The organism is Maribacter cobaltidurans (assembly GCF_002269385.1).
Lineage (GTDB): Bacteria > Bacteroidota > Bacteroidia > Flavobacteriales > Flavobacteriaceae > Maribacter > Maribacter cobaltidurans.
The window spans coordinates 1,608,180-1,623,721 of the sequence record NZ_CP022957.1 but is presented as its reverse complement, the minus strand read 5'-3'; the positions used below and the strand labels follow the sequence as shown (position 1 = coordinate 1,623,721).

The window sequence follows — 15,542 nt, the reverse complement described above, 5'->3', positions numbered from 1 at the left end:
GCTTAGGATTGTTCGTTAAGGATTATTTCTAGTTCTGTTTTCTTGTTGATGACCTCCACCATATTCTGTAAGTATTCTTGCTGGGCCGTGTATAACTGTGTTTGTGCCTGGCGTAACTCAAAACTACTGGCAAGCCCTTCGGTATACTTTATCTGGTTCTTCGTTTCTATTCTTTCCGCCAACTCCAAATTATTTTTAGAGGTCTGATATTGTTCAATGGCCAGTACGTAGTTACTTTTGGCATTCTCCAATTGTAGTCTGATCTGTTGTTCTGCTTCGGTTAATTGGGTCTTTGCCTTTTCCAGGGCGATTTTTGCCCTTTGGGTACTTGCACTTCTTTTTAATGAGCTAAAGATGGGAATGTTAAGGTCTATCCCAAAGGAGGAAAATTCAAAATAATCCTGTCCTCGATCCAAAAACGAGAATTCGTTCCCAAAAGATAGGGCACCATAGCTCACAAAACCATTTAACGTAGGTAAGGCCCGGCTTCGTGCAAGTTTCCATTCAAAATAGCGTTGTTCATTTAGGTTCTGCGCAATTCTGTAATCCACATTATTTTCTAGGTTCAAGTCCGCCTCCATGATTCCCAAATCAATTTGTTGCTGGGTAAGATTTTCCAGGTCTTCCTTTAAACGTGTAGGAGCATTCAGATCTAATCCCATGACGAGGTTCAACATTTGTAAGGTGATTTCCTCCAAACGAACCGCGTTCTTCAACTGATTTTCAATGGAGGAAAGGGTGATCTTAAGCTGGTCTACACTTTCTTCGTCACTAAGCCCATTTTCAAAAAGTTTGGTGGTCTCATAAAGGTTTTTGTCTAAGGTCTCTTTATTCTTTTTAAAGATGGCCACACTTTCACGGGCCAAGAGCACGTTTCCATAAGATTCAACTACGGCCTTTCTAACGTCTTGGGCCGTCTTTTCATTGTTGTTGGCACTATATCGAAGAAAAGCCTTGGTCGCCTGTACCCCAACGATATAGGAACCATCAAAAATTTTCTGCCTTAAGGTGGCCGAAGCATTCACTTGCTGAGGTTGGCCAAAGACTACCTCCACAAAGGTACCGGGCTCGCCACCGGCAATTTCACCCGGCAATTGTACTACTTGTTGTATCAGTTGGTTTTGATAGCTAACGGCCCCTGAAATCTGTGGCAGTCCTTCCGCAATAGTTTCCCATTTTTGTTTTTGGGCGTCTATAAGGTCCCTGTCCGCATTAATGGCGCTATAATTATTCTCCAAGGCAAAGCTAATGGCCTCTTCCAAGGTAAAACTATAGGTTTCTTCCTGTGCATAGCCGGTTGTAAGAGCTAAGAACAATAGTAAAGTGATTAGTTGATTACGCATTTATTGGTGATTTGAATTGATGATTTCGTTTAATTTTTTTAGTCCTTCCGGCGATACAATGGCCCTTAGGTGGTATTCCAAATAGGATTCCATTAAGAATACCATGGAAAATCTTTCCGAGGGGAAGATTATAGGGTCCTTTAAATAATTAATGCCCGCAAAGTAAATCCTAAAGATGAACTGTACATGCAAATCGGAGCGGTACAGCCCAAGTGTCATACCCCGTTCAATATTTGAAATTACACAGTGCTGCATTATGTCCCACTGTTCTTTTTGGAATTTGGCAAAGATTCTTGGGTAGTACTTGGTCAATTGATACTGTGGGGAACTTTTTTGGTTTTTTAGATTACTCATTACGTACTGTTTAATCTCAAAAACCTCCTCTATTGGGTTTTTTTTAAGGGAAATGATCTTATTGATACCTTCCTTCATAATAGAGAATTTGGACATCACACAGGCCTCTACCAATTCCGTTTTATTTTGGTAAACCGCATAGATAGTCTTTTTTGATATACCTATGGCTTGGGCTAAATCGTCCATGGTAACACTTTTAAAACCATAGTTTAAGAACATCTCCATCGCTTTTTCCCTAATTTTGTCTTCCATAATGGGGACAAATGTACAAAAGGAAACTTTAAAAACAATAAAAGTTTCCAAAGTTTTATTGTTTGTTAACAAACCACGGCAGATTAGTTGCTTTCATTGGGTAATATGGATTGTTTTACAAGTTTTGCTTCGTCTTCCAAGTCCCTTGGATTAGGTAAGTTCAAGCTCCAAAAGAAAGCCTTGTTAAAAAAATTATATTTCTTTTTTGATTTATGCTTAACCTCCTTCATGATTACCGTTATTAATTCTTTTCACATAATTTTTATAGGCCTGTTCTCCTTCTTCCTTCCAAAATTCATCATAGTGATCCCAATCTGAAAAGTCTCTTCGCATGCCTTTACATCGATTTGTAAAGAATTCCTTCTTTTTGGATTTTTTCTTGTTATTGTGGCTTCCGCCTCCACCAAATCCGAAGATAATTTTAGCTAGAATCAACACACCTACGGCTTCCCAGTAACTCACTTGTGGCAGTCCGAACAAATGCGGCATCAACCAATTCCATAAACGCATTACGATGTAGCCGACCAAAAAGGCAATGGCTATTCCCAACAGAATAAAAAAGAAGATTTTTACTCCTTTTTTCACCGATTTCTTAACGGTGTCCTCGACCTTTCTCTCAATGTTTTCCTTTGTTTCCATATTTCTTTGTTTTTTATTTTTTTACCAATTCCAATTTTTTTAATAATAGGGACATTGCCCTGTGCCTCCTTGACATTAATGTGCCCGTGGGTATTCCCGTTTGTTTGGAAATCTCTCGGTAGGTATACCCTTCAAAATCTACCGCGATTACGATGTCCCTATAAACAGGTTTAAGTTCTGCAATAGCCTGTTGTAGCTTTTCCTTTAGTTGGTCCGGATATTCTTCCGAAAAATCTTCGTAGAACATACTCGCGAATTCTGTCCAAAGCAGCTCTAGGGTTTTTTCGTTACGTATCCTTTCCTTTTTTGTACGCATTACATCGATAATCCTATTTCTTATGGCGTTGTATACAAATCCGCCAATATTTTGGATGGGCAATGCGTCCAATGGCCTAGAAAATATCCGAAGGGCAACATCCTGAATAATATCTTCGGCATCACTTTCTGCCGTATGCGTTATTTTTGAGCGCACATAGCCTTTGAGGGAACTATATTCCTCTTCGAAGAAATCGGTTAGGTTGTTATTCTGTTGTTTTCTAGAAACCACTGACGGTTTTTCTTTAGGTCTTCAATAGTAGAGACGATGATTTTAAAAACTATTGCATTTTTTTTGAATCTTTTTTCTATATCATCTGACGTATATATCCACTTTTTGTAACAATGGATGTATTTTTGAAAAAAAAGTGCATGCATTCCATTGATTTTTATAGGGCTGAATTCATGGATTATTTGGATTCCAAGTTTGTTGTTCAGGAGCCAACGAATCTTTATGAACCCATAAACTATATTTTAAAATTAGGGGGAAAGCGTCTTAGGCCGGTATTGGCTTTATTGACTGCGGAAATTTTCGATGGTAGCTATAAAGAAGCTCTGAATGCGGCCTTGGCGATTGAAGTATTCCATAATTTTTCTTTGGTGCACGATGATATCATGGATGCCGCACCGGTACGAAGAGGAAAAACTACGGTACATGAAAAGTGGGATACCAATACCGGAATTCTGTCAGGGGATGCAATGCTTATTTGTGCCTATCAGCTTTTTGAAAATTATGAACCCAAAACTTTTAGGGCTTTGGCGGAATTGTTCAGTAAAACGGCACTACAGGTTTGTGAAGGACAACAGTACGATGTAGATTTTGAGACACGAGATGATGTTTCGTTACCGGAATACTTGAAAATGATAGAGTACAAAACCGCTGTTTTGGTTGCCGCTGCAATGAAAATGGGTGGCATAGTGGCCCAAACCAGTAAAGAGAACCAAGAACTTATTTATGGGTTCGGTTTAAATCTTGGAATTGCCTTTCAATTACAAGACGATTTACTTGACGTATTTGGGGATCCAGAAACTTTTGGCAAGCAGGTAGGTGGGGACATTATAGAGAACAAAAAAACCTATCTCTTTATAAAAGCGATCGAGTCCGGATCTACGACAGTTAAAAAGGAACTTTTAGACCTGTATTCCATACAACCTAAGGAACCTGAAGATAAAATTGAAGCTGTAAAATCGATTTTTCAGGAAAGTGGAGCCTCGAAAGCCACTCAAGAGGCTATTTCATTATACACCGAAAAGGCATTTGAAATTTTGGAATCCCTGGATATTTCGGATGACAAAAAATTAATACTTAAAGATTTCGGGGAAAACTTAATGCGAAGAACGGTTTAAAATAGCCTTTTGAAAAAAGCTTTTAGGAACGGCATTTTGGGACAACCCAATATATAATATATTTCTTCCCACAAATTGGTTTCCTCATCCAGAAACTTGAAAATTAATTGGGGCTGTCTGCTTTGAAATAGGTTCGTAAAAATTTGATGTCCAATGGCATTGTTGGAGTGGAGGACATCCAAGAATAACAGGTCATAGAACCAAAAACGTTTTTTCGCTTTTAAACCCTTAAATTCTGTTTCCGATTTAAGAAGGCTTACAAGCTGAGGGACTTTTTTAGAGGTACTCATAAAAGTATATCCCGTACTTGGTTTGGCCCAACCCCCACCCGTTCCTATGTGGAAAATTCTTTGGGTATTGTTCTGGGTGAAATCGAAGCACGTCATGGGGATATTACCTTGTTCCTTTTCTAAAATTTCAAATGGCTCGCAGTTGAGGTGTTCCTTGATATAATTCTGGATAGCAGCTTCATATTCCTGTTTAGGCAGCACATTCTCGGAGAACAGCGTGTACTCCACTAGGGCCACATTTTCTTCATAGGGGAGCACATACATGAATCTTGTATTTCCTTTCTGGGGAATGGAAAAATCCATGTAAGTGGCCTTGTCCACATCAAAAATTGGAGTTTTGGTCTTTATGACCCATCCCACAAAATGTTGTTGGAGAACGGGGTATTTACTTGAGGAATTCGTTAAGGTATAATCAAAACGACTATCAAACACTTTACGGCAGGTATAGGTGTTTGATGGTGTCGATACAATCACTTTTTCCGGGTTTTCCTTGACATCTTCTACCCCTTCTTGTATAAATGTAATGTTGGCACAATCCTTTATCCTTTTCAAATAATCGGAATAAAAATCAATGCCCCGGACCATTTTGTAGGAATACGGGCCAATATCATAACTTTTGGAAAAATCCTGAGCCTTAAAAGAAATATGACCCCAGCTTTTATAAAGGATATCATCAAATTTACCTTTTCCTTTTTCCCAAAAGCACCAAGTTCTGTCATTGGTATTTTTGCTGTCCTTATCCAAAAGTAAAATGGACATATCTGAAAAATACTTATCCTTTCCCATGGCCTCGGCCAACATAAGACCTGCTGCTCCCGCCCCAATAATGATGTAATCGTAGTCCAAATTGGCCATATCCAAAAATAGGTATTTAAGATGGGAAGTTATTGGAAAGAAAAGGGATTAATTAAGTCTATACCGCATCCCGAAAAAACCACGGATACCTTGGTTGGGCCCGTAGACATAAGAAGGGTCAAAGGTTAATGCATTGGGATTATTCGGTGTGGAAACCGGGTTTCCATTGGTGTCAAAGGTTACTTCCCTATCAAAAGGGTCGTTAGCCCTGGCAATGATAAAGGGGTTGCCACGGTTGGGTGTCCAGTTCAATAGATTCTTAATGCCTCCGTAGAATTCAAAATTATCCAATCCCTTATAGGTAAATTGAATGTTTTGAATACTCCAAACCGGCGAATAATCACTTCTTGGGTCACTTTCACCTAAAGTAGGTAGCCGCATAGGGCCATATAAATTCCCAGTGTAATCCAGGGTAAGGTCGAGATTGTTGAACGTATAGCCTAAATTCCAAGTCCCTGTATAGCTTTCCGTTAGAATTTGTCTTGTTGTGATTCCACTCTCGGTCTGACTCACATCTTGTAACGTTGCACCCAGTAAAAATTTGAATCCGTTAGGGAACACTACATCCAGATTAGCACTTATTCCTTTGGAAACCGATTTTCCATCTAAATTGTCGTATATAATCTGATTGGGATTCGTATCATAATCGGGTAAAATGGCATTGCTAAAGTGAGTATAAAAAAATGATGCATCAATGTTGGCAAACGTACCATTAGACCCATATATTTTTTTTAGATAGTTGAGGTTGACATTAAACGAACGTTCTGGTTTTAATTCCTCGGTAACGATTACATCTCGAGCTCCCGTTAGTGCGGCATGTTCTTCAGTGAAAAGGTTTACTACCCTAAAACCGGTGCCCGCGTTAAAACGCAGTATATCATTATCGGACACTTTAAATCGATAGGCAGTTCTAGGTGTAAAAATAGCACCGTGTCTTTGGTCATAGTCATAGCGTAGACCTAAGAGCAAAGAATGTTTTTCGGCCAAATTGATTTCATCTTGCAGAAATAAACTGGGAATTAGAACCTCATCGGCAACGACAGTGGCCGTAGTATTATCGTCATAAAAATTATACCTAAGGGAGGTGCCCAATAAAAGGTCATGCTTGCCTAATTTTTTATCCCAAGTCAATTGTGAAAACCCAATCCGCTGGTCAGCTACGTAAGGAATATCCCCGTAAACCGAATTTTGGCTATGGTCATTGTAGGAAAAGGAAAACAGTAGTTTTTCCCGTACGGGTAATTGATACTTTCCAAGTATTTCCCATCGTCGGGTATAGATGCTTTCACCATAAATTTCGTTTCCACCTCGGTACTCTGGTGTCCATTGTAATTCTCCACCCCAACGGTCCTCATAAAAATAGCGACCGGCCAAGGAAAATATACGGTTGTCCTTTCGTTCAAAACTCCATTTTTGAAAAATAGATATGCGATTTTGAAGGGTTAAATCCGTAAAATTATCTCCGTTATTATCCACCAATTGGTCGAAATTAAAATAGTTTACCCCCAAAAGGACATTCGTTTTTTTTCCGAATTCAAGTTTGGCCCCTAAATCCAGATTGTATTCTCCCCAACCTGTTAGGAATGTGTCGGCGGCAAAGTCGGGTGCCTCCAAATTGTTTTTGGTTATAATATTGATCAAGCCTCCCACCGCTTCACTACCATAAAGACTAGAAGCGGGACCCTTAACGATTTCTATCTGCTCTATAAGGGAATTGGGGATTCCAGAAAGGCCGTAGACCGTACCTAATCCACTGACGATAGGCATGCCGTCTATCAGCACCAAGGTATAGGGACCTTCCAATCCATTGACATGTATGTCGCCCGTATTGCAGACATTACAATTGATTTGGGGTCTTACACCGTTCACGTTTTGTAGGGCCTCAAAGATGTTTGCCGTTGGATTTTGTTTTAAAAATGTGGGGCTATAGACTTCTACGGGAACCGGGCTTTCGGAACGACTCACTGCTTTTAATGTCCCGGTCACTACCATTTCCTCCAAATTTTCGGTGGATGGTTCTAGCTCAATATCTAGCAGTAGTTTCTGATTTTTAGTAAAGGTTATTTTCTTTGAAAAAGGTCTAAAACCAATAACGGAAGTCACCAAAACATAGGTACCGGGTCTTATACCTTCCAAAATAAATTCCCCACTTTCGTTTGAAGAAGTTCCTATTTCCGTGTTCTTAAGAAAAATGTTCGCAAAGGGTACTGTCTCCTTTTCAGACGTAATTACACCCGAAACACTTGCATCTTGGGTGTAGGCCAGAAAACAATTAAAAATTAAAAAACAGAATGTCAATAGTTTTAATGACATATCCTAAAATATTATTTTAATGGTTCTAAATATAATTTTAGATAAAACTAAATATTAGTTTTTAGATATAAAAATGTAATTTAGTCTTTTGAAAAACTTGAAATGACACTTTCAGAAGAGGATTACATAAAAACAATATATCATTTGGGCAGCGGGAAGGAACAGCCTATATCCACAAACGCCATCGCAGATCAAATGAATACGAAACCGTCTTCGGTTACGGATATGCTTAAAAAGCTGTCCGAAAAGAATATGGTGAACTACAAAAAATATAAAGGGGTTTCGCTTACCGAACATGGAGAATTGACTGCGCTTTCCATAATCAGGAAACACAGGCTATGGGAGGTTTTTTTAGTGGATAAGTTAGGTTTTGCTTGGGATGAGGTACATGAGGTTGCTGAACAGTTGGAACACATCAAGAGCGATAAACTTATAGATAAATTGGATACCTATTTGGGTAACCCACGGGTGGATCCCCACGGCGACCCCATACCATCAAAAGAAGGAGAATTTAAGAAATCGGTTAAAAAATTGATAAGCGAACTCCCTACAGGCTCTGAAGGTGTTTGTGTAGGAGTAAACGATTCCTCAGTGGCCTTTTTAAAATTTTTGGACAAAAATCAAATATCCTTGGGCGACACCTTAAAAATATTAGAAAAGGAAGATTTTGACGGTTCGGTAAGCATCATTATCAATGATAGGGAAATGAGAATATCCGATCAAATTGCCTCCAATTTGTTTTTGGAAGTATTGGAAAAAAATTAATTGAATAGATATGAATCAAGTAATAGATTATTTTGAATCGATAGATCCTATCTTGGCGGCATTTTATGCCACTTTGTTTACTTGGGGTCTTACCGCAGTCGGAGCCGCCCTAGTGTTCCTGTTCAAAACTATGAATAGGGCCGTTTTAGATGGAATGCTTGGATTTACGGGAGGAGTTATGGTGGCAGCCAGTTTTTGGAGTTTGTTGGCACCGGGAATTGAAATGAGTCCAGGCGATGGTTTTGTAAAAGTTATACCCGCAGCCGTAGGTTTTCTATTGGGAGCAGGCTTTATCTTTGGACTGGATAAAATTCTCCCCCATCTACATATCAATTTTAAGGAAAGTGAGGCCGAAGGAGTCAAAACCCCTTGGCATAGAACCACCTTGCTTACGCTTGCTATTACTTTGCACAATATTCCGGAAGGTCTTGCCGTAGGAGTACTTTTTGGAGGTGTTGCCGCTGGTTTTGAAGGTGCCACTATCGGTGGGGCGGTGGCCTTGGCCTTGGGGATTGGATTACAAAATTTTCCGGAGGGTTTTGCCGTTGCCATGCCTTTAAGAAGGCAAGGATTGAGCAGAAAAAAGAGTTTTTTATATGGTCAGGCCTCTGCAATAGTGGAGCCCATCGCCGGTGTTTTGGGCGCGTGGGCCGTACTTACCTTTCAGCCTATATTACCTTACGCCCTTTCCTTTGCAGCTGGAGCCATGATTTTTGTTGTCGTGGAAGAAGTAATTCCCGAAACCCAACAGGATAATTATACGGATATTGCAACGATGGGCTTTATCGGAGGTTTTATAATCATGATGACCTTGGATGTAGGGTTGGGCTAACCACAATTACAAGTTGTGTTTTAAATAATTTTTTTGGGAATACGCAGTTATAGTTATTGAACGTACGCTTTTCAATTTGAATAATCGATGGTTCAAGTACTTATAATTTGATAATTGAATATGACTTCTAAAAAGAGGCATTGGTTTTGGAACTTATTATTGGTCATTACGATAGTAGTCTGCGTTACCGTCTTGACCATGCACTATAAAAACTGGATTAAGAACACGCCAGATCATGTACGACTCCTGTCTGGTTTTTACTTGGAAAAGGTGCCGTATTCGGACCTGGACAGTGTTGTTTTCGTAGAAAGAATTCCGCCTATGCTTCGCTTGAACGGTTTTTCTGCACTTGAAAAGGAAAAGGGAATTTTTCAAGAATTCAAGGATTCCTTGACGGATAAAAAAATCTATGTTTTTGTGGACAATATTTCGCAGCCCAAAATTAAGTTAGTCTACAAAGACTCCCTAAAATTATATTTTAATCTCAAGGACTCCGTTGAAACGGTAAATATGTTCAATGATTTAAAGGGGAAATTACAGGTTGACCCCCTGAATTAAAGTACTATTGAAAAGTTGTTATTATAATAACCCCGTTTCCTCCCTGCGTTCCATAGCTTGAAGCTTCCGGTCCTGACAATATCCTTATCGATTTTACATTAAAACTGTCAACGAGGTCATTTATGGAATCAAACGAATTGCCAATAACCTGAGAGTTTACAACATATAAGGGTTCCTGACTTCCTTCCGAACTAAATGAATTGGCAGACTTATTCAGTAAAGGCACTCCATTTCTAACAATCACACCACTTTTTTTACGTATTCTATCCAACAAGGAAATATCTGTACGCTCCCTATCTATGGTTTTCGTTTTGGAACTATTTTCTACAGCACTTTTTGGAGTTCCACAATTTGATAAAACTATGGGGATTGCAATCAAAATAATTAATATGAGTTTTTTCATTTTCTTTATTTCTTCTTTAAAGTTAGTCATATCTTAAAGCTTTACTTTTAAAGCTGAAATAAATTACCATTATATTTGAGAAAAAGTCATGGTACTACTTTCACAGGTCATGGGAGCTATACTTGGTATATTGGCCGTAATTTTTGGTGCCTTTGGTGCACATATCCTCAAAAAATCTTTTACTCCAGAACAATTGACAAGTTTTGAAACTGGGGTTAAATATCAAATGTATCACGCTCTCGTGCTTTTAATGATTGGGTTTAACTTCAATCTGGATACTGGTTTGGAGAAGTATATGGTTTATTGCTTTATAATTGGAACATTGCTTTTTTCCTTTAGTATCTATGGTTTGTGTATAAGCGCATCAAAAGGGAAGAAATTGAAGTTTTTAGGTCCAGTAACTCCCCTTGGTGGGCTATTTTTGGTAACAGGTTGGAGCTTGCTGCTCTACTATTTTGTTCGAAATCTTGTTTAAAGTCTCAGATACATATTCCCATTAATGGTATTTAAGCGTAGCCTGTTTTTACCCTCCGCTATTTGACCGGCAATTTTTTGACCTACATGACGGTCCTCGGAACTGAATTTCAATTTTTCATCCGCATAGATGTCCCCATGAATTGTCTCGGCCACTAGGATGGCATTTACCATTTTCAAGTCTATTTCGCCATTTATGGTTGTTAGGTCCAAGTTACCCGAATATTGTGCTATATCGATATTGCCATTGATTAAATCTGCTGTAAAATCACCTTCAATGATTTCGGATTTTAGGTCTCCATTGATACTGCTTACTTTAAACTTGGCTTTTTTTGGCACATATATCACATAGTTAAAATCATACCAATCGCCTGTATTATAGTACCTTCTTTTCTTGTCCTTATTGTTCTCGTTCCACTCACCTTGAAACTTTTTAAACACGCCTTCGGCCATGGAAGTTATTTTTATTTCGTTTGAAGTTTTATTAATGTCCAATTTATACTCATCCAAGAATTTTGCATCTTTGGTGTGAATATTGGCCTTAAAGTAAACTGAATTCTTATCCCAAGTTTTCACTTCTATTTCCGAAGCGAATTTTACATCCAAGTCTATAAATTGACCATTATAATCGAAGGATTCTTCTATAATTTTTTGAGCATTTAACGTAAGGCTGATGAGGCCTAGCAACAAGGTAAGTTTCAATGTTTTAATCTGTTTCATTTTGATTGATTTTTAAAGGTCAGATAGAATTCGCCATTTATATTCTAGAATACTAAGAACTTTAGTTGGCTCATTTCATGACTGTTCGTTTTTATGATTGTTTTATTTTTTTCTTAAATAAATATTTCCATTAGTGGATTTAAGCCTAAGGGTGGTTCCACCTCCATTAATGGCCCCTTTTATATTCTTGCTGGATATGGATTTGAGTCCATCTTTGTCCGGCCTTGCAATGTCAAAGTTGGAGTAGATATCCCCGTTCCAAGTGCTAAGTTCCAAATCTGCTTTGGCAGAGGAAGGGATAGTGACATCAATTTCACCATTAGTCGTGCTTAGCACAATGGGAGCATTTGGATTAAGTTCGTCGAACGATAGCTGTATCCCATGATTTAGGGAATAGGCGGTAACGGGACCGGAGAGATTCTCCAAGACAAGCTCTCCGTTTAAATTAGAATTGGCTTCTACTTCCCCTGAGAACCCGGAAACGTTTATTCGTCCTCCCCAAGAATTCGTAATGGAAACATTTTGTGATTTGGGTAAATAGATTTCCGCTTCCTGATTTTTTCTAATGTTTTCTACAAGCAGGTTATTCCCAGCTTGGGCTACGTTAAACCCTACATTGGTATTATCTACTCCAGTGGCCCCAAGGAGTTTTAAACCTGCAGCCTTTTCAGGCTTTGGCTTAGGATCACTTATTTTGATTAACACTTCATTTTTATCGTGTGTTTTAATTGTGATACTCGATTTTGTTTCGATTTTCACCCATTCGATTCCGCTTAACGACTTACTGAATTCTGACTGTGCCTGTAATCCGATGGATAGGGCAACCGTAAATAGAAATAATTTAATTTTTTTCATGATTTTTCGTTTTTAGATGCCTCGCCTAGGCTCAGCAATGATGTTTATATAATTTGTGGTAATCCTTTTTTGATTTCTTCTTTGATAAAAGGTTGGGTTTCTTCCAGCTCCAGCAATTTTTTCATTGGTGCAGTAGCTTTTTTCTCCTGAACCCTGACCAGGTTTTTTATAATGGCAATTTGTACACTCGGGTTCTTTTCAGTTTCCAAAGCGGTTATAAAGGCCGATTTAACAAGTTCCGAATCGGAAAAGTTAGACAGGGCTTCAACTGCAGCTATACGCACATTGGTGTTTTGGTCCAACAACATTCTATCCTTTAAGGCATTCAATACCTCCACATCAGGCGCTTTAAATGCCTCGATAAAATTGACACCTTGAATTCGCTTACTTGCAGATTGGTTTTCCATAAGGGAAAGCATAGCCATTTCCTTGGATTTCAATGCCTCGTTCTCCAATAAGGCATACTCCAGTTCGGACTCTTTCGATTCATATAATTTACCCATCATAAAAGCGGTGACCAATATGGCAAAACCGGCTGCTATTTTGCCCAATACCATAAAGTTTAACCCGTTGTTGGATTTTTTGTTCATGGTAATGATTTTACCTTGGCTCATCTTTTCAGTTTCCAAAGCTTCCAGAAATTTAAGACGGAGGTTCGGGGATGGAGCCTGCAACTCTTCTTCTTGAAAGGTTTTGGACAGACTTTTGAATGAATCAAGAGTGTCCCTGCATTCCTTACAATCTTCTAAGTGCTTTTCTACCATTTCTATCTCTATGGGGTCTAATTCACCAGTTAGATATAAGGGTAATAAAGAATCTATTTTTTCGTGTGATACCTTCATAACTCTTTAAAATATATGGTCTTCAACTTTTTTAAAGCCCTACTGACTTTAGTTTTTACGGCACCCGGCGTACTTCCGGTTATTTCTGCCAGTTCTTTATATTTTATCTCCTGAAACCGATTAAGAACCAGTAATTCTCGATCAGAAGCGTTTAGTTTTGCCAAGGCCAATTGTAACTGCGAATATTCCTCGGAATTACTCTCATTTTCGGCAACGAGGTTAAATGACACATTTTCAATATCATCATGCGGTCTATTTCTTTTAAAATGTGTTTTTAAACTATTTCGGGCAATGGTGAACATCCAGGAAACAAAACTGCCATGATGATAAGAGGTTCTATACTTCATAATTTTATAAAATACCTCTTGCGTCAAATCTTCACTTAACATTCTATCTCCGCACATCTTATACAAAAAATTAAACACATGAACATGGTGCCTTTCAAAGAGAATCTTTAAAGTGTCCAATTGTCCGTTTGAAACGGATGTCATTAATTCTTCGTTGGTTAGTTCTTCCAAAAGGTGTTCTTTGTTATTCCTTTACACTATATAGTCAGGAATTTATAAAAGGTTACATCAACGCATAAAAAAATCGCTTCTTAGGGAGCGATTTCTTGAAATGTATTCCTTTATATATGGATTACTCTTCTTCTTTCACGACGGAAGTAAATTCCTTAATGGCCGTATTAGGCTCCATAATACTATATCCTTGCCAGAATTCTGGATCGTAATTGGGCATGTATTGGGGAAGTACATCCTTTTTTTCCGTAAAGGATTCGAACGTGGACTCAGAAATGGGATCCGTCTCAAAAACGACTACTTCGTATTTGTTGCGTCCGTTAAAAGCTGCATCTATTTTTAGATGAAGTTCATTTTGTTTCCTTCGTCCCTTTACGTTTTTATTTTTCTCAATGATTTTTACGGGCCTTTTGAAACCGACCCTATTTCCTTTGGTAATTTCGTAATAACGGAGGCTATATTTACCATCGTCATCCTTCCCAAATAGAATACTTCCCTTAGCCAGGTATTCGTTCAATGAAATCCCTAGTAGTTTAAATTTTCTGAGGGGTTCCACATTTTCAAAATCCATTTTTACCAAGGCAAAGTCATTGGCGTCAATATATAATTTACCCCTAAATTCTTCTGAGCGCTTGGGCTTAAAATCGATTACATATAGTGCCTTGTCCCCAATAAATGTAAATGCTTCAAGCGTAAGGTCATATCGTCTGGATTTCCAGAGTACATTATAATCGGTATCCTCAAAGATGGGAAGATTGGTATATAAATTGGCGAGGGTACTTTTTTTGTAGTTAGAAAAGAACTTTTTTCGTTCCGTTGTTTCCTCAAGCTCTTCATTCAAGGATTTAACGTCATTAGAATCCACTTCCGTTTCAAAAAGTTCGTCTGCATCTACCTTCGTGCCGAACAATCCGGATTTTATCTTGAAATAGGAATCGGTTTTTACATTTTTCTTGATAATCTCATTAAATCTCTCTTCCAAGTTTTCAAGGTCCAGGCGACTGCTCTTATCATATAGTTCGGAAGCTTTTATCAAGTCCAACTTCTGTTCGTCCTCGTCTTCGTTTCCGTAAAGATCACCCAAAACTTCGGTATAGTACGTGTCATTTGTGGGTACGGAACGTAGTACACTATCTAGAAATTCCCTGTTCAATTCAGGTATCGTGGACTCCTTAATGCGATAATCGGATTTTGAAATATAGTTTGAATTTGATTCTCTGAGGAACAGTCTTTTTTTAGTAAAACCAAGCCGATAGTTTTTCTCGATGTTGTCTTCTACGAATTCAAGTATTTCCTCTGGAGTATAGTCCTTATTGGAAACAATGACCTCTCGAAGTTCTATAGCTTTTGGTGCTAAAAGAATCGTTTTTTCCTTGAACTCTTTTAAAGGTTTGCCAATAGATTCATATCCGATACAGGAAATAAAAAGCGAGTCGGTTTCCTGAACACCTTCATCAATCAAAAAAGTAAATTTACCTTCTTCGTTCGTAATTACTCCTTTATTGTTCAGTAGAACCGTGGCATAAGGAACGGGTTTTTGAGTAACGCTATCCAGTACGGTAGAAGTTAAGGTTTGAGCAAAAAGAAAAGGACTAAATAAAATGTGAAGCCCCCAAATAAAAATGGGTAGTACTCTATTCATATGGTAATTCTGCTAGAATACAAACTAAAGTATCCCCTGGTACAAAACCATACCCTTTTGGATATTATTGTGAAATTTTTATTGATTCCTTAACATAGCAAGGGGACAAATGACAATGTACAAACCTCTTTTAGTGGCAACCACAATCGTCTTGGCCACAAGATTTTGTATTGTTCTTTCCGTTTGAGAATAACGTTTTGGGCAGTACAAACTTAAATAGAAGAT

17 protein-coding genes are annotated in these 15,542 nt (G+C 38.3%); 5 read left to right on the top strand and 12 right to left on the bottom strand.

Annotation, left to right across the window (positions count from 1 at the left end; genetic code table 11):
• Positions 1 to 2: 2 nt before the first annotated feature.
• From CJ263_RS07040 to CJ263_RS07025, 4 genes are all read right to left on the bottom strand, one after another.
• Positions 3 to 1,343 carry a TolC family protein gene (locus CJ263_RS07040; protein WP_094996617.1) on the bottom strand — a complete coding sequence of 447 codons (1,341 nt, stop codon included), beginning with the start codon at positions 1,341 to 1,343 and terminating at the stop codon, positions 3 to 5.
• The gene (locus tag CJ263_RS07035; RefSeq protein ID WP_094996616.1) at positions 1,344 to 1,949 is read right to left on the bottom strand and encodes a TetR/AcrR family transcriptional regulator; all 606 of its coding nucleotides are present in this window, start codon (positions 1,947 to 1,949) and stop codon (positions 1,344 to 1,346) included. It lies immediately after the preceding gene.
• Positions 1,950 to 2,165: 216 nt separating this feature from the next.
• Complete coding sequence (locus tag CJ263_RS07030) at positions 2,166 to 2,588, bottom strand: hypothetical protein (protein ID WP_094996615.1); 423 nt, start codon at positions 2,586 to 2,588, stop codon at positions 2,166 to 2,168.
• A 13-nt stretch (positions 2,589 to 2,601) separates the two neighbouring features.
• A complete protein-coding gene (locus tag CJ263_RS07025) occupies positions 2,602 to 3,135 on the bottom strand; it encodes an RNA polymerase sigma factor (protein ID WP_094996614.1) in 534 nt (177 codons plus the stop codon).
• Between the two features lie 140 nt (positions 3,136 to 3,275).
• Here CJ263_RS07025 and CJ263_RS07020 point away from each other — a divergent pair, with 140 nt between their 5' ends.
• Complete coding sequence (locus CJ263_RS07020) at positions 3,276 to 4,250, top strand: polyprenyl synthetase family protein (RefSeq protein ID WP_094999145.1); 975 nt, start codon at positions 3,276 to 3,278, stop codon at positions 4,248 to 4,250.
• Here the strand turns inward: CJ263_RS07020 and CJ263_RS07015 are convergent.
• Together CJ263_RS07015 and CJ263_RS07010 are read right to left on the bottom strand one after the other, a co-directional pair.
• The gene (locus tag CJ263_RS07015; RefSeq protein ID WP_094996613.1) at positions 4,247 to 5,395 is read right to left on the bottom strand and encodes a lycopene cyclase family protein; all 1,149 of its coding nucleotides are present in this window, start codon (positions 5,393 to 5,395) and stop codon (positions 4,247 to 4,249) included. The genes CJ263_RS07020 and CJ263_RS07015 overlap by 4 nt on opposite strands.
• Before the next feature lie 48 nt (positions 5,396 to 5,443).
• Positions 5,444 to 7,708 (bottom strand): TonB-dependent receptor, encoded by a 2,265-nt coding sequence (locus CJ263_RS07010; protein WP_094996612.1) that lies wholly within the window; start codon positions 7,706 to 7,708, stop codon positions 5,444 to 5,446.
• 102 nt (positions 7,709 to 7,810) lie between these two features.
• Here CJ263_RS07010 and CJ263_RS07005 point away from each other — a divergent pair, with 102 nt between their 5' ends.
• From CJ263_RS07005 to CJ263_RS06995, 3 genes are all read left to right on the top strand, one after another.
• Positions 7,811 to 8,473: a metal-dependent transcriptional regulator gene (locus CJ263_RS07005; protein ID WP_094996611.1), complete on the top strand. Its 663-nt coding sequence runs from the start codon at positions 7,811 to 7,813 to the stop codon at positions 8,471 to 8,473.
• Positions 8,474 to 8,483: 10 nt separating this feature from the next.
• Complete coding sequence (locus tag CJ263_RS07000; RefSeq protein WP_094996610.1) at positions 8,484 to 9,305, top strand: ZIP family metal transporter; 822 nt, start codon at positions 8,484 to 8,486, stop codon at positions 9,303 to 9,305.
• A gap of 120 nt (positions 9,306 to 9,425) precedes the next feature.
• Positions 9,426 to 9,863, top strand: a complete 438-nt coding sequence (locus CJ263_RS06995; protein ID WP_094996609.1) for a hypothetical protein — start codon at positions 9,426 to 9,428, stop codon at positions 9,861 to 9,863.
• 4 nt (positions 9,864 to 9,867) lie between these two features.
• Here the strand turns inward: CJ263_RS06995 and CJ263_RS06990 are convergent, their stop codons facing one another.
• Complete coding sequence (locus CJ263_RS06990) at positions 9,868 to 10,296, bottom strand: TonB-dependent receptor (protein WP_094996608.1); 429 nt, start codon at positions 10,294 to 10,296, stop codon at positions 9,868 to 9,870.
• Between the two features lie 58 nt (positions 10,297 to 10,354).
• On the opposite strand from CJ263_RS06990, the gene CJ263_RS06985 reads away from it, so the two are divergent.
• Positions 10,355 to 10,741 carry a DUF423 domain-containing protein gene (locus tag CJ263_RS06985; protein ID WP_094996607.1) on the top strand — a complete coding sequence of 129 codons (387 nt, stop codon included), beginning with the start codon at positions 10,355 to 10,357 and terminating at the stop codon, positions 10,739 to 10,741.
• Here the strand turns inward: CJ263_RS06985 and CJ263_RS06980 are convergent.
• The 5 genes from CJ263_RS06980 to CJ263_RS06960 form a co-directional block, all read right to left on the bottom strand.
• Positions 10,738 to 11,460, bottom strand: coding sequence for a DUF4097 family beta strand repeat-containing protein (locus CJ263_RS06980; RefSeq protein ID WP_094996606.1), 723 nt, complete (start codon positions 11,458 to 11,460; stop codon positions 10,738 to 10,740). The two genes, CJ263_RS06985 and CJ263_RS06980, sit on opposite strands and share 4 nt — an antisense overlap.
• A 102-nt stretch (positions 11,461 to 11,562) precedes the next feature.
• Positions 11,563 to 12,315: a DUF4097 family beta strand repeat-containing protein gene (locus CJ263_RS06975; RefSeq protein WP_094996605.1), complete on the bottom strand. Its 753-nt coding sequence runs from the start codon at positions 12,313 to 12,315 to the stop codon at positions 11,563 to 11,565.
• A 44-nt stretch (positions 12,316 to 12,359) separates the two neighbouring features.
• Entirely contained in the window at positions 12,360 to 13,157 is a 798-nt protein-coding gene (locus CJ263_RS06970) for a HEAT repeat domain-containing protein (RefSeq protein ID WP_094996604.1), read from the bottom strand.
• The gene (locus CJ263_RS06965) at positions 13,154 to 13,675 is read right to left on the bottom strand and encodes an RNA polymerase sigma factor (protein ID WP_158657104.1); all 522 of its coding nucleotides are present in this window, start codon (positions 13,673 to 13,675) and stop codon (positions 13,154 to 13,156) included. The genes CJ263_RS06970 and CJ263_RS06965 overlap by 4 nt, the downstream gene beginning before the upstream one ends.
• A 121-nt stretch (positions 13,676 to 13,796) precedes the next feature.
• A complete protein-coding gene (locus CJ263_RS06960) occupies positions 13,797 to 15,317 on the bottom strand; it encodes a carboxypeptidase-like regulatory domain-containing protein (RefSeq protein ID WP_094996602.1) in 1,521 nt (506 codons plus the stop codon).
• Positions 15,318 to 15,542: the final 225 nt, after the last annotated feature.